Source organism: Streptomyces sp. NBC_00872, from assembly GCF_045161915.1.
Classification (GTDB): Bacteria; Actinomycetota; Actinomycetes; order Streptomycetales; family Streptomycetaceae; genus Streptomyces.
Genome location: NZ_CP108806.1, coordinates 1,732,410 through 1,755,889, shown reverse-complemented (window position 1 = coordinate 1,755,889; position 23,480 = coordinate 1,732,410). Strand labels below are relative to the sequence as shown.

Sequence of the window (23,480 nt, the reverse complement as noted above, 5' to 3'; positions counted from 1 at the left end):
CGGAGACTCCGGGCCGCGCCCAGGAGCGGGCGGGCGCGGCCAGGAGCGGGCGGGCGCGGCCAGGAGCGGGCGGGCGCGGCCCGGGGGATTGGAGGTGTTCGCGCGTGCTTACTGGAAGACCCGCACGTAATCGACGAGCATCCTGGACGGGAACGGGGTGCTGGAGTCGGTCGGGCCGGGCCAGTCACCTCCGACCGCCAGGTTGAGGATCATGTAATGGGGGTGGTCGAAGATCCACGGTCCACGGGTCTGCTCCACCTGGTCCTTGTCCAGAGAGAAGACGACCCGGCCGTCGAGGCTGTAGGTGATGCCCTTGCTGTTCCAGTCGGCGGTCCAGGTGTGGAAGTCGTCGGAGAAGTCAGCGTTCCCGGGCAGCGTGTAGGGGGCGCCGATGCCGCCTCCGCCGTTGTAGGCGGGCGCGTGGACGGTGGAATACGCGGTCTTCACGTCCTTGCCCAGGACTTCCACGATGTCGATCTCGCCGTTGTACGGCCACGGCCGCCCGGTCAGGAAGTCGGCGCCCATCATCCAGAACGCGGGCCACAGTCCGTTGCCCTTGGGCACCTTGATCCGTGCTTCGACCCGGCCGTACGTGAACTGGAACGTCGCGCCGGTGTTCATCCGCGCCGAGGTGTACTGGCACGTGGTGCTGCCGCTCAGGGGGTCACGCGGGCACGACGATCCGGCCGTGGCCTCCTTACGCGCCTCCATCACCAGGTGTCCGGCCCCGTCCAGCGCGGCGTTGCGGTGATCGGTGTAGTACTCCAGTTCGTTGTTCGGCCCCGTCCCCGGATCGGCCCTCCACTTCGAGGCGTCGGGCCTGCTGCCCGCAGCACCGTCGAACTCGTCGCCCCACACCAGCCGCGGCGGGTTCGCGGGGTCGCTCGGCAAGGGCGGAGCCGGTATCGGAGCGCCACCGCTGCCGTACACCTGGAACTCCCACAGTGAGTAGCCGTACGGGGTGGCACGCTCCGTGCCGTACATGCGCACATAGCGGCCGGTGCCGGAGACGGTGAGCGTCTGTTTGAAGCCTGTGCCGGCCGTCGTCGAGTAGATGGGGGTCCAGTCCTGTCCGTTCGGTGAGACCTGGATCTGGAACGACTTGGCATAGGCCGGATCCCACTGCAGGACGACTTTGTCGATCTGGGCCGTCGCGCCGAGATCGACGGAGATCCAGCCCGGATCGGTCCATCCCGTGGTGGAGCTGGTCGCCCAGCGGGACGCCGCGTCGCGGTCGAATGCCCTGGCCGGTGTGCACTCCCAGCAGTTCTGGTCGCTCTGGGAAGAGGAGGCCGTGCCGGTCCTGCCGTAGGAGAGCAGCGTGCCGGCATCGCTCGGCCCTCCGGAACCGGTGGTGCCGTACACCTGGAATTCCCACAGCGAGTAGCCGTACGGAGTGCCGCGCTGTGTGCCGTACATCCGTACGTAGCGGCCGGTGCCGGCGACGGCCAGGCTCTGGGCGCCCCCTGTGGCCGTGGTGGTCTCGTGGACGGGGGTCCAGTCCTGTGCGTTGTTCGACACCTCGATCCGGAACGCTTTGCCGTACGCGGCCTCCCAGTTGAGGGCGACGCGGCTGATGCGGGTTTCGGCTCCAAGGTCGATCTGTATCCACTGCGGATCGGTGAACGCGCTGGACCACCGGGTGCCCAAGTCGCCGTCGACGGCGGCGGGTGCGTTGAAGGCTCCCTCGGTGCTTGAGGCGGTGGCGGGCTTGCCCTGCGAGAGCAGAACCTCCGCCGCCTGGGCGGATGGTGCGGGTAATGCGACGAAGGCTAGTAACGACGCAGCTATCACCCAAAACAGAACGAATCTTTTGCTGAGAGTTTGCATATGCAACTCCTCAAGTGGGGTTTGAGGTGGGGGAGCGCTCCCTCAGGGGAGGATGGAGGGGGCGGAGGGGCCTGTCAAGACTCCTATCCACTAAGAAAAATCGACGACAGAAGGGTTGTCAGACAGCGAGGGAACGATCCCCGGGGTATCTCCGCGGAAGGCAAACGCTTGCGAGAAACTGCAAAGGTGGATGACGGCTTGGGCGAGTTCATGCCGCCCCGCCTGCGGATACGCTGCTGTCCTTGCCACGACGCAGAGCCGGAGGTCGCCTCGATGAGAAAACCCTCCTCGCGCACGTACCCGGGCGGCGGCACGGGGGACGGCCAGACATGAAACGCCCCACTCTCGAAGTGGTCGCCGCACGGGCGGGCGTGTCCAAATCGAGCGTCTCCCGCGTCATCAACGGCGAGACGACCGTTGCTCCGCAGATCCGGGACGTCGTCATGCGGGCCGTCCGCGAACTCGGCTACGTGCCCAACGGAGCGGCACGCAATCTCGTCACGCGGCGCACGGACACACTCGCCCTGGTCATCTCCGACCCACCTCAAGGAGTCGTCTCCGACGACCCCCTGTTCTCCGCCGTTGTGCGCGCGGTCAGCCGCGAACTGGAGGCCGCGGGTAAACGACTTGTGCTCATGCTCGCGGAATCGGACCAGAGCCGGACCAGAGTGGAGCGGTACGTCGCCGGCGGGCACGTGGACGGCGTACTACTCGTTGCCCTGCACGGCACGGATCCACTGCCGGCGGCGCTGGCCCGTCAGGGCCTGCCCCTCGTCTCCTTCAACCGCACCTCCGCACAGGACGTCCCGTACGTCGCCCTGGACAACACCGGCGGGGCGGCGCTGGCCGTACGTCACCTGCTGGAACGGGGCCGGCGCCGGATCGCCACCATCACCGGACCACTCGAACTCCACGAGGCCCGGGAACGCCTTGACGGCTACCGCCGAACACTGCGCGACACAGGCCGCCGTTCCATCGTGGCCCTGGGCGACTTCACCAGGGTCTCCGGCGCCGAAGCCATGCGTCAGCTCCTGGAGGACGACCCCGACCTCGACGCCGTCTTCGCGGCCAACGACCTGATGGCGATCGGAGCCCTGCGTACCCTCCGCCAAGCGGGCCGGCGCGTCCCGGAAGACGTGGCCGTGGTCGGCTTCGACGACATAGAAGCCGCGTCCTACACCACCCCCGCGCTCACCTCGGTGCGCAGCCCGATGGCCAACCAGGCAACCGCCGCAGTCCACTTGCTCCTCGGCCTCATCAACGGTGGCCCCACAGACCCGGTGATCATGCCGAACGAACTTGTGGTCCGCGAATCGACCTGATGTAGACAACTCGCTCTTCAGTTGCTCAAAAGGGCGCGAAGTGCGGTCGTGGAGGGCCTTGAGTCGCCGTGACGGTGGCTATGTCTGTCTCGGGGACGCTTCGAAGGAGCAGTGGTTGCCCCGGCCCCACCGCACCGGTCGACCAAGGCGATTGCAAGATCTTGGTGATCTTCTGGGCGCGTAGGGAAAGGATGTGCGGTAGGCGGATCGGCTCAGGTGAGGTGATTCGAGCTCAGTGCGAGCACGCAGCCGAGCCATGTGGTGTTCTTCGCGTGCTCGACGGGGTCGGGCGGGGGCAGTGCGCTGATCGCGGCGAACAGGGCGGCGTGCGCGGTGATGGAGAACGAGTCGGCGGAGACGCCGGTCACGTTGCTGAGCCGGTGTGGGTCGAGGAGGAGGGCGCAGAGGAGGGCCTGCTCGACGTGGAACACCGGCTGCGGCGACACCATCGTGCCGAGGTCGTCTTCGTCGGGTTCGGGTGCATGAGGCATCAGGCGGCGAGAGTGAAGTCGCCGGGGTCGAGGGCGACGCCGAGGTGTGGGTCGAGGAGGTGGCCGGTGAGCAACGGCGGGACGGCGTTGCCGATCTGGCCGAAGACCTGGCCTTTGTTCCCGGCCCAGGGGCAGTGGGCGGGGAAGGTCTGCAGGATGCCGGCCTCGTATGTCCTTCGCGTCGGCGGTCTCGTCAGTGACCGTCATGCGAACCGGCGGGGAGCCGTCCGGGGCGATCAGGTTGTCCAGCGTGCGGCTGGGCCACTGCTCGCCGCCGGTCAGCGCTGCCACGAGCGCGGGCGGGGCGCCGGCGGGAGACGAAGAGTCTGCCGCCCTCGGCCTCGGCCAGCGAACGGGCCAGCGCGAGACCGATGCCATGGCCGTCCTCCGTCGCGTGGCCGCGCCGTACGAACGGATCCGTGCCCTCGGGGATCCCGTCGCCCTCGTCCTCGACATCCACGGCCAGCACTCCGGCGCTCTCCCGGACGCGTACGGTCACCGTTCCTCTGCCGTGCGCGCGGGCATTGGCGATCAGCACGTCGAGGACCTGCCGGGCGGCCCGGGGTGAGCCGACGGCGAGGATCACCGCCAGGAACAGCGCGCTGGTCCCCACGGTGCCGAGCCCCAGTCCACCGTCCGCACGTGCCTGGGACAGATAGTCGCCGAAGGACGCGCCGAGTGGGCGGGTGAGGACATAGGCGATCCAGAACGACCAGACGGCGTTCAGATCGAGGGCGCGGTGGGCGACCGCCACCGCGGCGATCAGGACGGCGAAGATGACGGCGGAGAGCCAGTATCCGAGATTCAGCCGCTCGGCGGTGAGGTCGCCCGCGGCGGTACCGAGGGCGAAGGTGAAGAGGATCGCCAGCCAGTAGAAGCCCTCGCGCCGGCCGGTGCGGATGGAGTGGATGGAGAGCGTGCGCTCGCTCGCGTACCAGCCGATGAAGGTGAGGGCCAGGGCGACCGCGAAGACCGCCGTCGTGATCTCCAGGGGAACGCCGAGGTTGTCGGTGAGATTGTCGCTGACCAGTGTGCCGACCACGCTGATCAGCACGACGGCGAGCCAGTACAGGCCCGGCACGTAGGCGCGGGCCCGGAACTGGAAGAACAGTGTGATCACGAGCAGGGCGCCCATGATCAAGGACGTGTTGGTCAGCCCGAGGCCGAGATTGGCGTTGAGGAGATCGGCCGCGGTTTCCCCCACCGTGGTGCAGAGGACTTTGATGACCCAGAAGTAGAGGGTGACCTCGGGGACCTTGTTCATCAGCTCGCGGCGCCGTGAGGAAGCGCCCGGCAGATATGTGTCTGCTGTCATGACGCGGCACGCTGGCAGGGTTCACCTGAACGTTTCCTGACCGGAGGACACGGTCACCCGGTCCGAGCGGGGGGCAGCCGTGCCGTGAAGACCGTGTGGCCGGATCGGCTGGTCATACCCACCGATCCGACCCGCCATGGGCGGCGATCACCGCGACCCCGACGCCGGCAGGTGCGGCTCCAGCCGGATCCAGAGCGGACGAGAGCCGCGCCGGCTACGAGCGCGCGAAGTTCCGTCACCGGGTCGATGCGGACCGCGACGGCTGCCACAGCCGGGCCGAAGTCCTCAAAGCCGAAGCCATCGAGGCCCGCAGCAGGGGCCGGGCTGCGTGCTGAGCGGGGGCCGTTGGTACTCGCCGTACGACGACGTCTACATCACCGACGCGCGCGCCCTCGACATTGATCACCTCGTCCCGCTGGCGGAGGCATGGGACAGCGGCGCCTCCGCCTGGACATCCGCGGAGCGGCAGTCGTACGCGAACGATCTCGGGGACGAGCTGGCGCTGATCGCGGTCACCGCGAAAACCAACCGCAGCGAGTCGGACCAGGGTCCCGGCACATGGCAGCCTCGCGCCGTCGGCTACCGCTGCGAGTACGCCAACCTCCTGGATCGCGGTGAAGGCCCGCTGTGGCCTGGCGTTAGACCCCGGCGAGCAGGCCGCGCCGGCACAGGCCCTCGCCGGGTGCCCGAACGCGCCGGTCGCGGTCACGCTCGCCCGGTGGCGGAGATGCCGGGGGCGGCGGTCCGACCAGCTGGATGGCATGGCCGGCCGCCGCGCCGGATTGGTGTCAGCCTCGCCTGCGGCGCTTCGTACGGGCGTACCGTACGAGGCAGGAGGGAGGCTCATGGACGCCACCCTCAAGGCCGTCATCGGCGAGCAGCTCGTGAGGCTGTCCGGCACCGTCGCGGTGATCCGCGCGGCCCTGGATGCCGACCGAGCGGCCGAGTTCGACCGTGCTGATGCCGCGTCGGTTGTCGCGGTTGTCAGTGGCGGGTGTTGGTGGCCCAGCGGGCGATGTACCCGTTTTGGTAGATGACTACATTGCCGTCCGCCTGTACGGCGAGGAAGTAGTCCGAGTGGCAGCAGGTGTTCGAAACCCACTCCGACTGGCCGTTGGCGTTGTAGACGACCAGGTTGCCGTCGGCGTTGAAGCGGGCCCAATCGCCTCGGCCTTGGGTGTTGGTAGCCCACCTGGCGCGGTTGTTCTCGTCGTAGAGGACGAAATTACCGTCGGTCTGCATCCGGAGGCTCGACTTGCCCACGTTGCAGGACTGGCCCGGGAAGAATGCGGTATTTCTTGATATAAACCATAAATCGCCCGTCGGGTGCGTGATCAGTGACGGCCCGATCGGGGGATCGGTGACCACATTGCAGGACGGCGGATACAGCGCGGCTGCCGCGCGCGGGGCCGCGGTCGCCTGCCCCGCGACTAATACGGTCATCGCCAAGCTCATGATCACCGCTAACAGTCGGCGCCTTGGGATTCGCTTCATTTCAGCCTCCTTGAAAATCACTAAGAGATGTCCATTCCCTGGTGTCCGCCGGTGAGATGCGGTGACGAGCGGACGAAATCGGAGTGTTTCCGGTTCTCGGAAATGGGTGCGGAACATTTCTCGCCCCCACGTCCATCGTGGAGGGAGCGGCTTGCGGACAACAGGTGCCTTTTCCGCCACCTTGACACCTCGGTGGCTGCGCGGCGGCGGACAGTGTCGGGGAGGGGCTAGGTGTATTGATCACGAGCGTTGTTGACACTGGCCGGGCTTGATCATGGCGAAGACCTCCGGTGTGGTGGAGCTGTCTAGGACTGCACCACACGGAGGTCTTCGTGTCCCACCGTAATGCCCGGCTGACCGTTCATGGCATCCGGGCTCCGGCGGAGTGCTGGTGGGCTCGGCAGACGGTGGAGTCCACCGAGATGGTCCAGCCGATGTCGGCATCAGCGTCGGCCGCTGCCAGAACTGCGGCGAGGATGCGTTTCCAGGTGCCGTCCACGGCCCACCTGATCAGGCGTTTGTGAGCGGTCTGGAACGAGCCGAGCTCGTCTGGCAGGTCCCGCCACGGCGAGCAAGTGCGGTACTTCCACGCGATGGCCTCCAAGGTTCGGCGGTGATCGGCCCACCGCCGACCGCGGACCGGATCGGCCGGCATCAGCGGCTCGATCCGGTCCCACATCGCATCAGTGATCACTAATCGGACGGACACATCCGATCAACTGACCAACCGATCAAAGAGACACGCTCTAGCCGCGCCGAGGCCGCGGAACTGTTCGAGCTGGGTGTGCAGATAAGCGCCGCGCTGCGATCCGAAGGAGTCGCCATCCCGGCCGTCCTGCCGCGCACTGCCGGTCCGGCCCCTGCGCCTTGACGGTTCAGGGTGAGGCGGGCGTACGGGCGTTGGGGCTGTTGGGGGACGCCTACCGGGTGCGGTGCGTAGTTCTGCTTCTGCGCGTGCGCGGTGGGTGGCGAGTTTCGCGTCGCATTCGGCGATCGCCGTGCGGGCTCGCCGGGTGGATGTGTTGTCGGAGTCGTGGCCGACGTCGGTTGTGGCTGATATGAGGTCGATGGTGTTGTCGAGGGTGGTGGGGCAGAAACACCCGGGCGAGCCAGTTGTCCAGCGGGGTGAGGATCCAGCTTTCGCGGAGGTAGATGTTGCGGGGGTGGTGGACGCGGTTGGCGAGCGCGTACTCGTTGAGGTAGCGGCAGCGGTAGAGGCGTGGTCGTGTGATCAGTGTCCCTGCATCTTGCGCCGGCATGTGGCACAGATGAGCGCCCCTCGTAGGACGTAGTGTTACGGGTTCGTCTGACGCAGTGTGCCGATCCAGTGCGGGTACGGGCTCTGGTCTCGCTGCCGGTGGCCAGGGTGCGGCCGTCCGGACTGAACGCCACAGAGAGGACTGCGCCGGTGGGCCCGGAGAACGTGGCCAGGGTGATGCCGGTGGCCGTGTCCCACGGCCGTACCGTGTGGTCGGGTCCGCGGGTGGCGAGGATGCGTCCGTCTGTGCCGAATGCCAGTGGGCCGATGCCGTCGGTGGGCTCGGCAGCTTCCTGTGGACGCCGCCGGTGTCCGCGTTCCACAACTCCACTCTGCGCTCACACCGGCCCGGCGTCTGTACGTGGCGCCCGCGGTGCCGTTGCTTGGCGCGGTTCCACTTCGACCAGGTTCAGCACGTATGGCGGTAGGGGATGTCGGGGATGTGTGTCCGCCATTCCGCTTGGGACGGGCCTGCTGCAAGGCGGTGACACACCTGGGCGGCTGTTCGTTCCGGGGAGAGTGTGTATTTCTGTAGTTGAGTGTGTTTCCCTGCTGCGTACAGTGTTTTGCCGTCGGGGCTGAAGGTGATGGTGAGCAGGGTGTCGTCTGCTGTGGGGAGGGGAGTTCCGAGTGGCCGGCCGGCTTGGGTGTCCCAGAGTCTGAGCGTGCCGTCCTTGCCCGCCGCTGCCAGGGTGCGTCCGTCCGGGGAGAACGCCACATCCGATACAGGTCTGGAGTCCGTCCCCCGGGCCGGGGTGGCGGGAAGGACTCCGAGGGGCCTGCGGGCATCGCCGTCCCATATGGTGACCTGGCCGGATTCATCGCCTGCCGCGAGGTAGCTGCCGTCCGGGCTGAAGGTGAGCGCTGTCGTGATACCTGGTGTGAGTGCCCGCTGGGTGATGCGGCCGGACCGCAGGTCGATGAACTGGCCGAGGTCGGTGGCCATGACCCGTCCGCCAGGCTTCACTGCCAGGTTCCTGCCGCCGGCACCGGGAAGCTCTCGCGTCATGGTACGGCGGCGGAGGTCCCAGAATTCGATGCGTTCGGCCTGCGGTATTCGAGAGGTCATCAGGGATGTTCCGTCCGGATGGAAGGCGATTCCGTCGACGGCGTTTCCGGGCATTCCGTAGCTCTTGGGATGGTTCCACGTTACCGGCAGTGATCCGGTGAGTTGACGGGTCCGGGTGTTCCAGAGGTAGATCTTTTCTCCTGGAAGGGAAGTCGTCGGATCGCTGACCCCATAGGCGAGGACACGTCCGTCAGCGCGGAATGCCATGTGTATGGGACAAGGCGCGAACTCTTTCATGTCTTCTGGGGGAGTGGGGCAAGGAGCGGGTGGCAGTTCGGTCATGTGGCTACCGCTGCGGCCGTGGCGTAGCCGGATCTGTGCCTGGCCAGTGGCCGTGTCCTGGTAGGCGATGGCGAGTGCGCTGCCGTCCGGGCTGAAGGCCGCGGCGGTTGCGGGCTCTTGGTGCCATCGGGAGTCGATGATTCCGTCCAGAGACAGGGAGCGCACGATGGTCTGGGACCGGCCGGCGAAGTAGCGGATCTGTTGCTCCGCTGTGTCCAGATGCAGTTCGCTTACGACCTCGTCGGAGAGCGGATACCGAAAGACGGGGACTGCGGGTGTGCCGGTCCGCCACAGCAGGACTTCGTCGGAGTCCGTTGCGGCCATGAACGTGCCGTCCGCACTGAAGTCGAGGTTTCTGAGGCCCTGATGCTGGATCCTCGGCAGTTCCCTCCCGGAGGCGATGTCCCACCTGCGGATGCCCGCGGGGCCTCGCAGGACGAGGTAGCGGCTGTCGGGGGTGAACTGGATATCTTCCCTTGTACAGTTCCCTGCGGCCGCAGTGAGTTTCGGTACGGTGGGCAGCGCACGCTGACGGGGGATGTCCCACAGCTGGACGCGGGCGCCGGGCAGGCAGAGCGCCATGAGCTGGTCGTCCGCGCTGATCTGGGCATCGGGAAACGGATACCCCACCATGGCACGCTGCCGGTAGAGGCGCTGCATGCGCCAGCCAGGGATATCGTACGGTCCGCCAGCTCCGGTCGCCGGCAGAAGGCTGGTCATACGGTGCTCCAGCAGCAGGTGCCCGGTTTGCATGTTCCGTAGCTGGACCACTGGCTGTGGCCCGGTCGTGCGGTACAGAACAAGGGTCCGGCCGCTGGGGCTGATCTCGGCTCCGCCGTCAGCGGGCACCGCCTCCCGATCGACGCGTCCCGCCCGTATGTTCCAGACGCTGACGCTGCCGTCACTATTCAGCAGGGTGAGTTCCCGGCTGTCGGGGCTCATCACTCCGGCGTGTGCGAGGTTGGCGCCCAGTCCGGGGAACGAGGCGGTCCGCCGACGGGTGCGCACATCCCACTGCACGGTCCGGCGCGCCCCGACACTCAAGACAGTGCGTCCGTCTGCGCTGAGGTATCGCATGGTGCCAGGGCTGCCGTCGGGGTCGGTGAAGGCATTCTGCTCTGGCTGCACCGCCGCACTCATCAGCGCGGAGCGGGTCTCGGGAAGATCGGCGAGGGTCCACGAGGCCAGGCTCAGGCGCATCGCGGTCTGCGGGTCGGTCGCGCGCAGGCTGTCGGCCAGTGCTGCGATCCGGCGGGCCTCGGCCCGGACCCGCTCCCGTTCCTGGGACTGGTTCTGCTGCCACATGATCAGGCTGGCGAGCGTAATGAGCACGGTCGCGACAGCCATAGCGGTCCACAGCCGCCGCAGTCGCCTCGCGGCACGGGCGGCCGCGCACCGCTCCCGGTCGCGGGCGGTGATGCCCGCGGCGAGGAAGGATCGTTCCACCGTGTTCAGGTCGAGTGCCGCGAGCTGCTCCTCGGCCGCGGCCAGGCGGTTGCCGCGGTACAGGGCGCTCGGATCGCGGCCCGTCTCGGTCCAGGCTGTGGCGTCGTCGGTGAGGCGGCGGTGAAGGCGCAGGCGGTCGCGGGCGTCCTCGATCCATCCGTGGAACCGGGGCCAGCCGGTGAGCAGGGCCTCGTGGGCGAGGTCGACAGTGTCGTCGTCGAGGGTGAGCAGCCGGGCCCGGGCCAGGTCCTCGATGACCGCCCCGGCCTGCTGGGGATCGTGTGCGGTGTCGACTTCGCTGCGTGGGACCAGGCGCCGGGTGTCCGGGGTGCCGTCGCCCGGGGTTACCAGCCTGAGCAGGATGCTGCGGGCCGTCTCCGCCTGCTGGGGGGTGAACCGGGTGTAGACGTCCTCGGCGGTCTGGGCGACGGCTCCGTTCAGTCCGCCGGCCGCCTGGTAGCCCTCCAGTGTGAGCTTGCCGCCCCTGCGCCGGCGCCAGGTCTCCAGCAGGACGTGCGACATCAGGGGCAGCCCGCCCGGCTGGCCGACGACCTCGTCGACCAGCCGCGCGGTCAGTGCCCGCTCCACCGTCAGTCCGCGGGCCGCGGCCGGCTTCACCACGGCTTCGCGCAGTTCATCCGGAGTCATCGGGCCGACCAGCACACTGGTGTCGCGCAGGGCGTCCGCCAGATCGCGGTGTTCGGCGCACCGGCCGTAGAAGTCGGCACGAACCGCGATGAGTACACGTAATCGGCTGCCGGTCCGGCGTGCTGCCAGCAGGAGATCGATGAAGGCAGCGCGTTCCGCGGGATCCTTGCAGAGGGTGAAGACTTCCTCGAACTGGTCAACGACCACGAGCGTATCCGCGGAGGAGTCCTTCGGAGTCACGAGGTGCGCCTGGGTACGGAAGGGGCGGTCGCCGGGAGTCAGAACCCGGATCGCGGCCAGCCGCGCACTCCCGTCTTCGGCATGCTGGAGCGCGGGAATCACTCCCGCGCGCAGCACAGACGACTTTCCGCTGCCTGACGGGCCGAACACCGCCGCGAACCTTTCACGATGCAGCAAGTCCACGAGATCGCTTGTGAGCTGCTCGCGGCCGAAGAACCGTCCGCTGTCGCCTGTTTCGTACCGGGCCAGTCCTCGGTACGGCGGATCCGGGTTCCCCGTGCCGTCCTCGGCCGCCAGCGCGGCCGCTTCCGTGGATGCCTCGCGCCATCGGGCTTCCCACTCCCCGCTGTTGCCTCCGCACGCCGCCGCATAGGCCAAGACGACCGGCAGCGTCGGCAATTGCTCGCCCGCTGCCGCCTGCGACAGCGTGGTGACCGAATAGCCCGACCGCTGAGCCATGGCCCGGTAGGTGAGGCCGCCTGCCTCCGTGCGCAGCTTCCGCAATTCGAACGCGAACCGCTGTACCGGGCCGGCTCCTGGATCCACTGGCACTTCACGACGACCCGCCACAGCTGCCATCCCTCCTACCGCCCCGGTACTAAGCCAACGGCCACGCTACGCAGCTCCTACCGCCCTCTGCGAGATCACACCCGGCCATCGTTTGGTCGGCAAAACGGGGCTGCCGAACAAACGACTTGACCGAGAAATTAGTCGGGAAGCGCCGGGGAGGACATCAGCGCCCCTGCACGGTGGACAGGAAACGACCCGAACGAACTGGGTTTGCGGAACGTCCCCACCGAAACCGAGGACGAGTAAAAGAGGAACGAAAGGAAAAGCATGAGTGCACGCCATATGCTGACGATCGGTGCTGCCAGCGCTGCATTTCTCGGCGGCTTGGCCGCAGTGCCGGCCTCCGCCGATTCAAACGCGTCGGCTTCAAGCGCCACCATCCTGGCGAGTCATGACGCCTACGCGGATCTCTACGAAGGCAGCGAGTGGGTCGCCAGTTTGTCCCAAGTGGGTATCCCGGTGGACTTCAATCACAATTTCGGCGAGGGCCGAAAGGTGGAGCTGCGGGTTTGCGTCGAGGACGCCTGGTTCGACCCGTGCAGTGACTGGGAGACCGGCTACGCGTAAGAGATTCGGCAGTAACTCGGAGGCGCTACGGCTCTCGCGGCCTTTCGCGACCGAGACCCGGGTTGGCGGTATTTTGTTCACCCGCTGGCGCCCACCCCACTGACCTGCCACAGATGGGCGACGTCCTGTGAGTTCCCCTGAGCTCTGCTGAGTCCCTGGGCCCGTGCCCGGGAGATTCTTCCTCCTTCGTGTGCCTGGTGGCCTCTGACGTAACTTCGGGATTCCTGAAGCGTTCTCATCTCGTCCGACCGATTCGTAGTCGGGCCGAAGGCGAGGAGGCTCGGGTTGGCGGCGCTGGCAGTCGTGCGAGACCTGCGTGAGCACCGGGCGTCCGCGTCGGCGGAGGAACTGGAGCGGTTCGAGACCGACGTGCTGTCAGGGTTCGTCCTCGCGCGGGCCTCGGCAGGGCTGGCGGACGGCACCATTCGTGGAGTTGCGGCACAAGGTCGAGATCCATCGGATGACCGGCCGGGTGGTCGAGTGCCCGATCGACGAGATGAACCGGCCGCGCGGGCCAAGGATGCACAGTTGCGGATCCCGGCGAGTGAGCCGGAGGTCGGTGCGCTGTTCACCGGCTGGGGTGGCGAGCTGGCGACCTGCAGGAAGTTCGCCCCGACCGCCCGGAACTACACTGCCTCGAAGCTGATGTCCCAGGTCGGCCTGCGGGTGAGCGAGGTATGCGGCCTCGACTTGGACGACATCAAGTGGGACCTGGGCCGCTTCGGCAAGGGCGCCCGCGGCTCGGGGTCGCGTGAGCGGATGGTGCCGCTGATCAACGGTGCTGAGGGGCCTCGCGTTTTCCGGACAGGATTCTGACCGTTTATTTCACGCGGCGATTCGCAACTTCTCGTACTCGGCGTGGACTTCGCACGGAGGGCGGTAACCCACCGCCGAGTGGAGGCGTTTGCGATTGTACCAGAATTCGATGTAGCGAGTGATGTCCTGCCGAGCGGCCTCGCGGGTCAGGTAAGTCACCCTTGATACGAGCTCGTTCTTCAGGGCGCCGAAGAATGATTCGGCCATGGCGTTATCGAAACAGATCCCGGTGCGGCCGGAAGATCTGCGGAGCCCGAACCGGTCGAGCGTCTTCCCGAACTCGGCTGACATGTAGTTGCTTCCGCGGTCGGAGTGAAATATCGCGTCGACCGAAAGGTTCCTGTTGCGTGCCGCGTTGCGAATTGCCCTGGATATCAGTGGGGTTTGGTAGTGGTCGTCCATCGCGTAACCGATGACTTCCTTCGTGCAGCAGTCGATGACCGTTGCAAGGTACAGCCAGCCTTCCCCGGTCGCGATATAGGTAATGTCGCCGACGAGCTTTTTGCCGGGCGCATCCGCAGTGAAGTCGCGGCCGACGAGGTCCGGCACCTGGCCGGCCGCGGCCTGAGTGAGGTTGAACCTCTTCGGCCGTGGCAGGCAGGGCACCAGGCCCAGTTCGCGCATGAGGCGACGGACCAGCTCCACGCCTGCGGCGACGCCCCAGCGGTGCAGCTGGGCCTGGATGCGCCGGTGCCCGTAGGTGCTGTCGGACATGTCGAAGGCTTTCTCGATGAGCAATTTCAGTTCTTCGCGCCGCTGAGCTGTCGCGGATTCCGGGCGGGATCTCCAGTCGTAGTAGCCGGATCTGGAGACGCCGAGTCGGCCGCACATGAACTCGACGCTGTATGCGTACTCCTCGGTGTCGAGCCGCATCTCGTCGATGAACTCGTACTTGCTTGCTACCGGGGATCCTTCGCGAAGTACGCTGCGGCTTTTTTCAGGAAGGTAACTTCCATCTCCAGCTCGCGGTTGCGTCGTTCGAGTTCCTTCAGGCGCGCCCGCTCGTTCACCGTCAGTTCCGCATCGGGAGCCGGTTCCTGCTGCTTCTGGTACTTCTTCACCCAGCCGCGTAGCGTCTCCGGGTTCAGCTCAAGCTCCCGGGCGACTTCGGAGATCGTCTTGCTTGACCTCAACGCGATCTGGACGGCTTCCTCGCGGAACTCCGGCGAGTACTTACTCGGTGGCGCCACTTCTTCCTCGTTTCCTTGTTCAGGACAACCCTATTGGGTGGCTGTTCGGAAACTTCGTGGCCCCTCAGTGCCGACCGCTTCGAGGGCTGGCTCGCCGAGCGTCTGGAGGGCCTCGCACCCGGCATCCGCTCGGAGGCCGAGCGCTGACCCGCGTCCTGCGTGACGGTGGCTCCCGCAGCCTCCCGCGACGGGAAGGCACGGTCTGGCTCTACCTCAACCGTGTCCGGCCGGCCCTGCTGGAATGGTCGGACCGCTATGAACATCTGCGGGAAGTGACCCGCGACGACGTCCTGACCTACATCAAGACACTGCACGGCCACCAGCGGCGTGACCAACTCGTGGCCCTGCGCTCGCTATTCACCTAAGCCAAGGGGAATGGGCTGCTTTTCCGCAACCCGACCAGCCGGATCAAGGTCGGCCAGTACGAGTACAGCGTGCTGCAGCCGCTGGTCCTCGCCCAGGTCGGCCGGTCCGTCGCGGCGGCCACCACCCCGGCAACACGACTCATCCTTGCTCTCGCCGCGGTGCACGCCGCCCGGGTCGCCCAGATCGGCATGCTCATGCTCGACGACGTCGACCTCGGCAACCGACGGCTGACCATCGCCGGACGCGTCCGCCCGCTCGACGACCTCACCCTGAAACTGCTGCTGGACTGGCTGGAGCATCGGCGAAACCGGTGGCCGAGCACCGCGAACCTCCATCTGCTGATCAACAACCAGACCGCCACCAAGACAAGCCGCGCCAGCAACCACTGGATCAGCACCTCGATGCGCGGCCAGGACGCGACGCTGGAGCGGCTCCGCGTCGACCGGCAACTCGAAGAGGCCCTGACCCACGGGCCCGATCCGCTTCACCTCGCCGAGGTGTTCGGGCTCGACGAGAAGACCGCGATGCGCCACGCAGATTCCGCCCGCCAGCTTCTGGAAGCGGCCGCCGAACAGAAATTCCGTGAGGACCGACAGTGACCTTCTGTCATTCTGCTTGCCATGTCCGCACGAAATCGAAGACTGCCCCGGCACCGTGCCTGGCCACTGACCACCACCGACATCAACGAGTGTCTCGGCCCCTACATGACCCGAGTCACGGACCTGCGGTTCCTCACCGGACATGACAGCGAGACCATTGTTCTGGGAGTAGAATGGATCGCTCCGATACCCCGCAACTATGGCCGCAGCATGCATCCGGACATGGTCGGCTTCCGCATAGACGTCCACCCAGTCGATGCCGCTGAACGTGCTGCCACCCGCGCTGTTCTACAGGCGTATGCCCTCCCGCAACTCCACGAGTGGATCACGCAGGCGATCGCTGCCGACGAGACCTGGCAACTGACTCCCCATCGGCGCTACTGGCGGCTCACCAACGGCCACCTCACCCACCGCGACGAAGCATGAACCCAGTCCGGACGACACGCACACCCCCCACCACATCAGCGAGGTCACACGCGCAGGTTCCCAACGAACCCAAGGAGCAACACCCGGGAAACAGGACACCAGACCCTCGGGTTCCCACCGAGAACCCTTCAGTTTGCATGAACTCGCGGGACTCACCGGGTGTGAGCAGTTGCGGTACAGAAAGTGCCGCTGAGATTGATCATGGTCTCGGGGAGGGCAGTCGCGGCGTGTGAGCCGTGTGTCAGCCGTCCTGAGGAGCGGGGTAGACGTCGAGCGTCACGTAGGAGTTGGTCACCCACTCCCTGCCGTCCCACGTGCCCGTGTCCACCCCGGCCGCAGTGACGACGTACCGGTCGTCGGCGACGTCCATGGGGTGTTCCTCGTCGGAAACGTTCACCCGCAGCGGGGTGTTGATGGCGACTTTTGAATCTCCCCACCCCGTGCTCGGGGTGGGGACAGACCTGCTCGCCTCGATTCCCCACCCACAGGTCGCTGACCTGCGGCGGGATGCCACAAGGGAGGGGCCGCCCGATAGTCAGCCAGGTTCAGGGGCGGGACGGACTGTGCATGGCGGGAAGCGCGCGAGCGCCGAGCTCTGGAGACATGACAATCCATCTACCAGGAGCTTCATCTCTTCTCGCGCCCGGCCACACACCAACTCACGTCGCCGTCAGCCAGGTTCGCAAGGTCAGTGCAGAGGCTGACAACAAATGAGCAAGGTCGGTGCCGTAGGAGCCCGGCCTCCCGGGGCCCTACGGCACCTGGACCAAGGACGGCGGCCAGGACGCCGCGGAGCTCGCGCTGAGCAGCTGAACCGAGTGTGCCTTCGCACTCGCTGCAGGTGCCGAGCGGGCCATAGGCGCCCTGGCGCACGGGCGCGACGGGTGATTACCCAGGCGACGTCTCCCCGCGGGCCCAGTGACCCCATCGCTGTTCGGTGGCCTGGCGGGCGATACCTCCGACCCCGTCAGCCGTCCTCGGACGTCCTGGTCATCTCGTCGCAGTTGGAAGGTGTCGTGTCGTTGGCCCCGTCGACGAGGCATATCTTCAGGCCCACACTCTGACGTGCCGTGACGTTGCCGAACGGGTCCCAGACCACGTACTGCAGGTTGCCGTTCCCGTTGTACTTCGAGCCGAGGTAGGTGCCGTCGAGCCATGCGTAGGCCCTCACGCCGTGGCCGTCCCCGCAGGTGTCCCAGACCTCGACGTAGTCGTCGTTGGACCCGCCGCCCGGGGCTCCCTCTCCGTAATCGATGAAGTCGGCCGAGCCGCACAGGTCGGTGGTCCAGACCATGAAGCTGTCGTCCGCTGCCACGGCTGAGGGGGCGGCAACTGTCTGGGCTTGGGCCGCCGGCGCCCCCCACAGCGCGACCGCCGTAGCAGCGACTCCCAGCCCTGCAATGATCTTCTGGCGCATATCGCTCTCCGATTCTGGTGATCCATCCGGAACTGAGGGAAAGACCGAACCCCATGACCGTCCGGCAGTCCGTCGGCCGGATGGGCCCCTTGGGGCTCGCATCACCGAGTTCAGCGGTCGGCGCATTGTTTGGCAGGGCTGTTCCAGCGGCCAAACAATGGCCCGTCGCGAACTGCCGATCGCGCTGGACACCACGAACCAGGCTCAGATCGAGGCCGCGACCGTCTGGGAGTCATCCTCCAGGCAGCGGCCAGGCGGCCCGATCAGGTCGCGGACACCGGAGGGCGTCCGGCAGGAACTGTGGGCCTACCTCGCCGTCCACCACGCGATCCGCCAGTTCGCGCACACAGCGGCGCTCGCCCGGCCGGCGGTGGACACCGACCGTGTTTCCTAGCTGCAGTGGGTCCGCATCATTCGCCGCACCATCCCGTCCCAGCTGGGAGCGACCGCCCCCAAGCTCACCCGCTCCTACACCGAGGCTCGGCAGGAAGCACGCAGCCGCCTCCTACCGACCCGTCGCAGTCGGGACTGCCCACGAGCGATCAAGAAGCCGAACCGCTGGCCTGTGCTGAGAACCCGCGCAAGACGCAACACGGTGCAGCCCGGCCGCTGGGCCCACAACTCGACCTCGAAGCCGAAGAGCACCCGCCGGGCAGGACGGCCCGCGCAGAAGAATGCGCAAGCTCTGTCATCGCCCGCTGGTCCCTAATCGGGTTGTGCCAGCGCTCCGTCCCAGACGTTGCCGCCGTCTGCCCAGGTCCACAGCCACTGGCGCAGCGATGGCGCCGCATACCGCAGGCCGTCATGAGGGTCCTGGCCCCAGTCCGGTTCCCAGCCGTCGGCATCCCAGAGCAGCACCGGGTGATCAACCGCTATCAGGGAGACGTACCACTTCATCGTGCAGCCGCCGCCCGTCAAGAAGAACCACGACGCCGGTCCCCACCCCGCCCGCTGGGCGTGGATGGTCGTCGCGCAATGCCAGTCCGGCAGATGCCAATGCGGAACACGGCGCGGCGTCAGCGACGCAAGGCCGCCCTCCGGCCCGAACCCCCCGTCGCCAACCTCTGTGTAGATGCGGCGGAGCAATCCAGGCAGGGGATACCCGAGGCTGTGTTCAGCAAGGTCCACTTCTGTGTTCGTAAGAGGCGGGAACGGCTGATCCGGGAGGCACCCACGAGAGGCGGGCACACTCTCCGAGCCCCACGCGATTGCGTGCAGCCTCTCCAGAAGCACGTCGTCGTCCGCAGCAGTGCGGTGCGCAGCATCGGTCACGAGCCGGGACTGTAGTACGCGCCACTCCTTCGTCAGCCCGCCAGGCCAGGTGAGATGCCCGTCAGCATGTCCGGGCAACCACCGAAGGTCGGAGCCAGCCTGTATTCCGGGCCGTCTCCCGCCACACAGCCCTAAGGCAACTGCATTGGCCTTCGCCGGCCCCCGAGCCCGCGCTTCCGTGGCACCGACCGGCGCGGCAGGGAGGCGAGGGGTGCGGCGCGGTACGCGCCGGACCGCACCACGGCCCGTGCACGGTCGTGAGTCGTAGGTCTCGGCGGCAGGGGCCACCTGTGTGGGGAGGGCGACATCAGGGTGGACCTCGGCATACACCGTTTCGGACAGGCGAGGCGGTGTCCTGTCCGCTGGGCGAGCCAGTCTTGAAACGTGCGCCAAATCTCCCAGTCGCGTGCGTAGCCGGTCCGGGTCTTGTGTGTCCGGGCACGGTGCAGTTCCTTCTCGGCACCGTATTCCAGCGCCGCGAGGACGGCGGCCGCCGGGCTGCGTACGGCGACCTCGCCAGTTCCGGGGGCGTCGTTGTTCTCGACCAACTCGGGGTCGAACACCTTCACCGGCTCCAGCACGGTCCCATACTCCTCGGCGGTCGTCACTCGGCGACCTCCACCTCGTCGGCGAGCTTGCCAACCCGGGCGGCGGTGTGGGTGATCAGCTCCATCTCGACCCGCAGCGAGCTCTCCGCCTCCGAACCCCGCGACACGTACCCGGCTGCGACCCTGCCCACAAGGTGGGCCAGCTCCTCAAGGACCTCGGCGACGTCCTTGAGGCCGGGGCGCAGTTCGCCGCGCTCCAGGTAGTAGGAGGCGCGGGCGAGTTCGCCGTACGCGAGCAAGTCCTTGCGTGTGGCAACGGCGGCCTGCTCCTCCGTGTCGGCCAGAGAAGGTACGTACACCTGGGTGAGCAGCAGCCTGGGCTGCTTACTCTCGGCCCGGGTGGCGAGCCCCGAGACCATCGCCACCAGGCCGGTGCTCAAGCCCCTCATCAGCGGTCCGTCGATGCCTCCGGGCCCGGTGACACCACCCCCCCCGGATCATCAGTAACAGGGGGGAAGTCATGCCGGACCCGAAGGCCGGTAGCCCCTTTGCGGAGCGATGAAGAAGGTAACGGGGGGCGTCGCGGGAGTGGCGCGGTGGGCAGGGCTGGCTGTGGGGCCGAGTCGGCCTCGCGCGTGCGGCCGCACCTGCGGCGGGGCCAGCTCGTCCGGTTGTGCGCCGGCGGCGCATCCTCGCGGCGCGCGGGCCCGTTATCAGTGCGACAAGGACGGGATCACCCTTTTTGTCCTTGCTGCCGAGTCGCGGTGGTGCGGGCCTGGCCAGGCGATTCCCCCGGCCAGGTGGTACATCTCTTCGTCGGCGAAGTATCGCGCCGGGAAGTTGCCGGGGACGAGCGCGATCCACGCTTTCTCGAAGCCCGGCTCGCCTGAGGTGCCGTCGATGCGGGTTGGGTCGGGACCCGCGTTGGGTTGGTAGGTGTTCACACCGTCGAAATCGAGGGTGCGGTGCTGGTGGGTGGCCAGAGCGCATGCGGGGCACGGCACGGTGAGTCGGCGGCCCCATGAAGGGATTTCGTCTGCTGCGCTGGAGCGCGGTGGGGATGATGAACCCGAGGGCCTGTCAGGCGGGGGCTGATCGCTCATTCCTCGCCTTCTCTCAGTTACGGCGGAGCCGCTCTGACTGTCAGGGCGCACTGAAAGGCTGTGCCGGTGCTGGGCCGCCCGCGCCATGGTTCGTGAGCTGCGGCCGCAGACGGACATGTAGGGTCTCGCCGCTCGTGTCATATCTATCTTGCGTGACCTGGGGGTTCTTGGCTGTCTCACGGCCTTGTCACCCATGATCAGTCTCAAATCCGTGGCGTTTCCTCGCGAGGGCGAGGGCGAGGGCGAGGTCGAGGTCGAGATCAGGCGGCTTGCCCGTGTCGGCCGAGTACACCACGCTGAGCCTCAAGCGCGAGGACTACCAGCGAGCCCAGATCGCGCACCGATGAGTTTTTCGTGCCGCGTTGGTCTATACGCCGGACACCCACGGACGGAAGGCTGGCGCCATGAGGAAACTGATCTACGGCATGAACCTGACCCTGGACGGCTACATCGCCGCGCCCGGCGACGACATCGGCTGGAGCGTGCCGAGCGACGAGCTGTTCCAGTTCTGGTCCGACCAGTTGCAGGCGACCGATCTGACGCTGTACGGGCGCAAGCTGTGGCAGACGATGAGCTCCCACTGGCCGACCGGCGACCAGCGGCCCAACGCCACCCCGGCGGAGATCGAGTTCGCGCGCCGCTGGCGCGACATGTCGAAGGTGGTGTTCTCCTCGACGGTCGACAAGGTCGACTGGAACACCCGCCTGGTCACCGGCGACGCGGTCGCCGAGATCACCCGGCTCAAGGCCGAGGACGGCGGCCCGATGGACATCGGCGGCGCGACGCTCGCCGGGGCGGCCATGCGCGCCGGGCTGATCGACGAGTACGTGATCGCCGCCCATCCGGTCCTGGTGGGCGGCGGCACGCCGTTCTTCACCGCGCTGGACAGCTGGGTGAACCTGAACCTGGTGGAGACGCGGACACTTCCCGGCGGCGTGATCCTGACCAGGTACGAGACGAGGCGCTGAGCGCCCGTCCTGGGTGGGGTGTGACCGAGATACGCGCCAAAGGGGCAACGGGATGATCTTGAAGCCCTGATCCGCTCGGATTTACGTGCGGCGACGTGCGGCGGGGTCGCGTTCGGCGACGTGTCGGGTGACCGAGTCGACGCCGGGGCGGGCGTATCGCTCCAGGGAGCGGACGGAGGCGTGGCGGGAGCGGGCCAGTAGCATCGGGGTAGAGGTGCCGTCCTCGGCGTCGTGGGTCAGGGCGCTGTGGCGGAGCCGGTGCAGGGTCCAGCCGTCCAGGTCCTCGATGTCCTCGGGTGAGGCGAGCGGGTTGGCCAGCAGCCGGGTGTTCTCCTCGAAGATCTCCCCAGCCCGCCGGTAGGAGAGCCGGGCCCGGCCGGTCTCCGGGCACACGTCGAGCGTCGGCGTTCCGGCCGGGGCCTTGCGGTCGGTGAGGAACAGCGGGCCGCGGGTCCGGCGGGCGATCAGGCAGGGCAGCAACTGGGCGGTGCCGGACTGCCAGTGAATCCACTCCGTCGCCCCGCCCTTGGCGGTGATCCTGCCGCGCTTGTCCTGCGGGTAGAGGTCTTCCACGTTGAGGCGCAGCACCTTGTCGGCCCGTGCGGCGGACTCGTAGAGCATCTTCCGCTGCGTCTTCTCCCGCAGGGCGACGTCGAGGCGCCACAGGGCGGCGATCTGGTTCTGCGTCAGGGCCTTGGTGCGGTCCGGCGGTGCCGGCCGCCGCTCGATGCCGATCGTCGGGTCGCCTTCGATCCAGCCCTGGCGCTGCCACCAGCCGATCGCCTTGCGGGCGATGGATAGCTCCCGGTTGACGGTGTCGGCGTCCATCTCGTTCGCCCGCGCCGCCGCCAGTTCGGCCAGCACCCCCGGCAGCGCCGAGTCGTCGATTGCGGTGACGGGGAAGAGGGGCGGCTTCGCGCTCCGGCGGGCGGGTCCGGTCGGCGCGGGTTCGCCGGCGAGCATCCACCCCCATGCCGTGAGCGAGATCCGGCAGATCCGTGCGGAGGACTTCGCGATGCCCGCGCCGGTGAGGTACCGCTCGACCGCCGCGGTGTACGACGCGGGTGGGGCGGGCAGAGGCACGACCCGAGCGCGCGACAACCGAAGCGCGCGCCGGCTCCCGAGCTCGGTCACCGGTTCGATCGTCATACCTGTCCCGCCCCTCCGGCTCTGCCGCAGTAAATGCGTACACCTCGCCCCGGCGGCCGGATGCCCCGCCGCAGGTCGCGGTGATCACCGTAAGGACTCCGCCGCAGTAAATCCGGCCTTCACCGCGGCAGTTGCGAACGCGTCTCCGCAATCAAGCATCTGCCTGAATGCGGTTCTGCTGTGCGGACTTGGGGGAGGGGGGACTGTCAGTGCCCGACGCCGACTAGGCCCGGCGCCAGCATGCTTACCTGGGTCATGCCCCCAGGTCCTCCGTCGCGGGCAGGCACTCGGTGAGCAGGTCGATGACGTCGCGCCAGGCTCGCCGCGCGTGCTGTGGGTGGTAGCCGACGCCGGGGACCACGGGGTGGTCGACCGGCGGGTGGTGGAAGGCGTGCAAGGCGCCGCCGTAGACCGCGAGGCGCCAGTCGACGCCCGCGGCCTGCATCTCGGCGGTGAACGCGTTCCGTTGGGCGGGCGGCATGATCGGGTCTTCCGACCCGACCCCGGCCCACACCGGGCAGCGGATGCGCGCCGTCTCGCCCGGTCGGCCCGTGGTCAGTGCGTTGACTGTGCCGATCGCGCGTAGGCTGACGCCGTCGCGCCCGAGTTCCAGCCCGACGGCGCCCCCGGTGCCGTAGCCGACGGCGGCGATCCGATCGGGGTCGGTCCGCGGTTCGGTGCGCAACACGTCGAGCGCCGCATGGCCGATGCCCCGCATCCGATCGGGATCAGCGAGCAGCGGCAGGCAACGGGCCAGCATCTCCTCGGGGTCGCCCAAATAGCGCCCGCCGTGAAGGTCGAAGGCCAGTGCTACGTATCCCAGTTCGGCGAGAGCATCGGCCCGGCGGCGCTCGACGTCGCTGAGCCCCGGGCCCTCTGGTCCGAGCAGCACTGCGGGCCGGCGGTCGGCGCCGGCCGGGAGCGCGAGGTGCCCGATCATCGTCAGACCGTCGGCCGGGTACTCGACCGTGCGCGTTGTAATCGTCGTCATGCGACTGGACCGTAGTGATCGTCGAGCCCGGTCCGGCTGGTGTTCTGCCGCTGGCAGAACAGCGCGGGTATCCCTCTGAAATACGGCGAGGGCTCACGAGAAC

The 23,480-nt window shown here is 67.6% G+C and carries 20 protein-coding genes and 5 pseudogenes; 8 read left to right on the top strand and 17 right to left on the bottom strand.

All coding sequences use genetic code 11. The annotated features are described in order from the left end of the window. Nucleotides 1-108: 108 nt before the first annotated feature. A complete protein-coding gene (locus OG214_RS07520; protein ID WP_405984266.1) occupies nt 109-1,830 on the bottom strand; it encodes a discoidin domain-containing protein in 1,722 nt (573 codons plus the stop codon). 329 nt (nt 1,831-2,159) lie between these two features. Between OG214_RS07520 and OG214_RS07515 the strand changes: the two genes are divergently transcribed. After that, a complete protein-coding gene (locus OG214_RS07515) occupies nt 2,160-3,152 on the top strand; it encodes a LacI family DNA-binding transcriptional regulator (protein ID WP_365904805.1) in 993 nt (330 codons plus the stop codon). 236 nt (nt 3,153-3,388) lie between these two features. Here the strand turns inward: OG214_RS07515 and OG214_RS07510 are convergent. The 4 pseudogenes from OG214_RS07510 to OG214_RS07495 all read right to left on the bottom strand — a co-directional run. Beyond that, nucleotides 3,389-3,643, bottom strand: a pseudogene (locus OG214_RS07510) (DnaB-like helicase N-terminal domain-containing protein); the annotation flags it as partial. Further along, nucleotides 3,643-3,810: pseudogene (locus tag OG214_RS07505) on the bottom strand (DNA cytosine methyltransferase); the annotation flags it as partial. The pseudogenes OG214_RS07510 and OG214_RS07505, both read right to left, overlap by 1 nt. A 197-nt stretch (nt 3,811-4,007) precedes the next feature. Further along, a pseudogene (locus OG214_RS07500) lies at nt 4,008-4,151 on the bottom strand (two-component sensor histidine kinase); the annotation flags it as partial. 63 nt (nt 4,152-4,214) lie between these two features. After that, nucleotides 4,215-4,958, bottom strand: a pseudogene (locus OG214_RS07495) (hypothetical protein); the annotation flags it as partial. Nucleotides 4,959-5,094: 136 nt separating this feature from the next. Between OG214_RS07495 and OG214_RS07490 the strand changes: the two are divergent. Continuing rightward, nucleotides 5,095-5,919, top strand: coding sequence for an HNH endonuclease family protein (locus tag OG214_RS07490; protein WP_405984265.1), 825 nt, complete (start codon nt 5,095-5,097; stop codon nt 5,917-5,919). 23 nt (nt 5,920-5,942) lie between these two features. Here the strand turns inward: OG214_RS07490 and OG214_RS07485 are convergent, their stop codons facing one another. The 4 genes and pseudogenes from OG214_RS07485 to OG214_RS07470 form a co-directional block, all read right to left on the bottom strand. Continuing rightward, the gene (locus OG214_RS07485) at nt 5,943-6,452 is read right to left on the bottom strand and encodes a hypothetical protein (RefSeq protein ID WP_405984264.1); all 510 of its coding nucleotides are present in this window, start codon (nt 6,450-6,452) and stop codon (nt 5,943-5,945) included. A 370-nt stretch (nt 6,453-6,822) separates the two neighbouring features. Then, a pseudogene (locus OG214_RS07480) lies at nt 6,823-7,161 on the bottom strand (transposase); the annotation flags it as partial. Then, complete coding sequence (locus OG214_RS07475) at nt 7,146-8,033, bottom strand: WD40 repeat domain-containing protein (RefSeq protein ID WP_405984263.1); 888 nt, start codon at nt 8,031-8,033, stop codon at nt 7,146-7,148. The gene OG214_RS07475 and the pseudogene OG214_RS07480, both read right to left, overlap by 16 nt. Before the next feature lie 86 nt (nt 8,034-8,119). Beyond that, on the bottom strand, nt 8,120-11,941 hold the full coding sequence (locus OG214_RS07470) for a helix-turn-helix domain-containing protein (protein WP_405984262.1): 3,822 nt from the start codon (nt 11,939-11,941) through the stop codon (nt 8,120-8,122). Between the two features lie 291 nt (nt 11,942-12,232). Between OG214_RS07470 and OG214_RS07465 the strand changes: the two genes are divergently transcribed. Further along, nucleotides 12,233-12,532, top strand: coding sequence for a hypothetical protein (locus OG214_RS07465; RefSeq protein ID WP_405984261.1), 300 nt, complete (start codon nt 12,233-12,235; stop codon nt 12,530-12,532). 285 nt (nt 12,533-12,817) lie between these two features. Next, nucleotides 12,818-13,348 (top strand): tyrosine-type recombinase/integrase, encoded by a 531-nt coding sequence (locus tag OG214_RS07460; RefSeq protein ID WP_405984260.1) that lies wholly within the window; start codon nt 12,818-12,820, stop codon nt 13,346-13,348. 9 nt (nt 13,349-13,357) lie between these two features. Here OG214_RS07460 and OG214_RS07455 read toward each other — a convergent pair. Further along, a protein-coding gene (locus OG214_RS07455; protein ID WP_405984259.1) for an IS3 family transposase occupies nt 13,358-14,538 on the bottom strand; the annotation gives its coding sequence in 2 pieces (ribosomal slippage) (nt 13,358-14,274 and nt 14,274-14,538; 1,182 coding nt in all). A gap of 434 nt (nt 14,539-14,972) precedes the next feature. Between OG214_RS07455 and OG214_RS07450 the strand changes: the two genes are divergently transcribed. Next, a complete protein-coding gene (locus tag OG214_RS07450; RefSeq protein ID WP_405984258.1) occupies nt 14,973-15,503 on the top strand; it encodes a hypothetical protein in 531 nt (176 codons plus the stop codon). 21 nt (nt 15,504-15,524) lie between these two features. Next, nucleotides 15,525-15,929, top strand: a complete 405-nt coding sequence (locus OG214_RS07445; protein WP_405984257.1) for a hypothetical protein — start codon at nt 15,525-15,527, stop codon at nt 15,927-15,929. Between the two features lie 241 nt (nt 15,930-16,170). On the opposite strand, the gene OG214_RS07440 is transcribed toward OG214_RS07445, so the two are convergent. Together OG214_RS07440 and OG214_RS07435 are read right to left on the bottom strand one after the other, a co-directional pair. Continuing rightward, nucleotides 16,171-16,299: a hypothetical protein gene (locus OG214_RS07440; protein ID WP_405984256.1), complete on the bottom strand. Its 129-nt coding sequence runs from the start codon at nt 16,297-16,299 to the stop codon at nt 16,171-16,173. 597 nt (nt 16,300-16,896) lie between these two features. Beyond that, nucleotides 16,897-17,346, bottom strand: coding sequence for a hypothetical protein (locus OG214_RS07435; RefSeq protein ID WP_405984255.1), 450 nt, complete (start codon nt 17,344-17,346; stop codon nt 16,897-16,899). A gap of 157 nt (nt 17,347-17,503) precedes the next feature. On the opposite strand from OG214_RS07435, the gene OG214_RS07430 reads away from it, so the two are divergent. Continuing rightward, nucleotides 17,504-17,740 (top strand): hypothetical protein, encoded by a 237-nt coding sequence (locus OG214_RS07430; protein WP_405984254.1) that lies wholly within the window; start codon nt 17,504-17,506, stop codon nt 17,738-17,740. 311 nt (nt 17,741-18,051) lie between these two features. On the opposite strand, the gene OG214_RS07425 is transcribed toward OG214_RS07430, so the two are convergent. From OG214_RS07425 to OG214_RS07415, 3 genes are all read right to left on the bottom strand, one after another. After that, nucleotides 18,052-18,474 carry a hypothetical protein gene (locus OG214_RS07425; protein ID WP_382864618.1) on the bottom strand — a complete coding sequence of 141 codons (423 nt, stop codon included), beginning with the start codon at nt 18,472-18,474 and terminating at the stop codon, nt 18,052-18,054. A 748-nt stretch (nt 18,475-19,222) separates the two neighbouring features. After that, nucleotides 19,223-19,615, bottom strand: a complete 393-nt coding sequence (locus tag OG214_RS07420; protein WP_405984253.1) for a hypothetical protein — start codon at nt 19,613-19,615, stop codon at nt 19,223-19,225. Nucleotides 19,616-19,879: 264 nt separating this feature from the next. After that, nucleotides 19,880-20,110, bottom strand: coding sequence for a hypothetical protein (locus OG214_RS07415; protein WP_405984252.1), 231 nt, complete (start codon nt 20,108-20,110; stop codon nt 19,880-19,882). Between the two features lie 563 nt (nt 20,111-20,673). Here OG214_RS07415 and OG214_RS07410 point away from each other — a divergent pair. Then, nucleotides 20,674-21,237, top strand: coding sequence for a dihydrofolate reductase family protein (locus OG214_RS07410; RefSeq protein ID WP_405984251.1), 564 nt, complete (start codon nt 20,674-20,676; stop codon nt 21,235-21,237). A gap of 81 nt (nt 21,238-21,318) precedes the next feature. Here the strand turns inward: OG214_RS07410 and OG214_RS07405 are convergent, their stop codons facing one another. Together OG214_RS07405 and OG214_RS07400 are read right to left on the bottom strand one after the other, a co-directional pair. Continuing rightward, a complete protein-coding gene (locus tag OG214_RS07405; protein ID WP_405984250.1) occupies nt 21,319-22,320 on the bottom strand; it encodes a tyrosine-type recombinase/integrase in 1,002 nt (333 codons plus the stop codon). 319 nt (nt 22,321-22,639) lie between these two features. Beyond that, the gene (locus tag OG214_RS07400) at nt 22,640-23,377 is read right to left on the bottom strand and encodes a dienelactone hydrolase family protein (protein WP_405984249.1); all 738 of its coding nucleotides are present in this window, start codon (nt 23,375-23,377) and stop codon (nt 22,640-22,642) included. Nucleotides 23,378-23,480: the final 103 nt, after the last annotated feature.

Bases quoted from the DNA above. Each gene is read 5' to 3' on its own strand.
- OG214_RS07520 (WP_405984266.1), bottom strand. From the start codon at position 1,830: ATGCAAACTCTCAGCAAAAGATTCGTTCTGTTTTGGGTGATAGCTGCG.
- OG214_RS07515 (WP_365904805.1), top strand. From the start codon at position 2,160: ATGAAACGCCCCACTCTCGAAGTGGTCGCCGCACGGGCGGGCGTGTCC.
- OG214_RS07490 (WP_405984265.1), top strand. From the start codon at position 5,095: ATGGGCGGCGATCACCGCGACCCCGACGCCGGCAGGTGCGGCTCCAGC.
- OG214_RS07485 (WP_405984264.1), bottom strand. From the start codon at position 6,452: ATGAAGCGAATCCCAAGGCGCCGACTGTTAGCGGTGATCATGAGCTTG.
- OG214_RS07465 (WP_405984261.1), top strand. From the start codon at position 12,233: ATGAGTGCACGCCATATGCTGACGATCGGTGCTGCCAGCGCTGCATTT.
- OG214_RS07445 (WP_405984257.1), top strand. From the start codon at position 15,525: ATGTCCGCACGAAATCGAAGACTGCCCCGGCACCGTGCCTGGCCACTG.
- OG214_RS07440 (WP_405984256.1), bottom strand. From the start codon at position 16,299: ATGGACGTCGCCGACGACCGGTACGTCGTCACTGCGGCCGGGGTGGAC.
- OG214_RS07435 (WP_405984255.1), bottom strand. From the start codon at position 17,346: ATGCGCCAGAAGATCATTGCAGGGCTGGGAGTCGCTGCTACGGCGGTC.
- OG214_RS07430 (WP_405984254.1), top strand. From the start codon at position 17,504: ATGGCCCGTCGCGAACTGCCGATCGCGCTGGACACCACGAACCAGGCT.
- OG214_RS07420 (WP_405984253.1), bottom strand. From the start codon at position 19,615: ATGAGGGGCTTGAGCACCGGCCTGGTGGCGATGGTCTCGGGGCTCGCC.
- OG214_RS07410 (WP_405984251.1), top strand. From the start codon at position 20,674: ATGAGGAAACTGATCTACGGCATGAACCTGACCCTGGACGGCTACATC.
- OG214_RS07400 (WP_405984249.1), bottom strand. From the start codon at position 23,377: ATGACGACGATTACAACGCGCACGGTCGAGTACCCGGCCGACGGTCTG.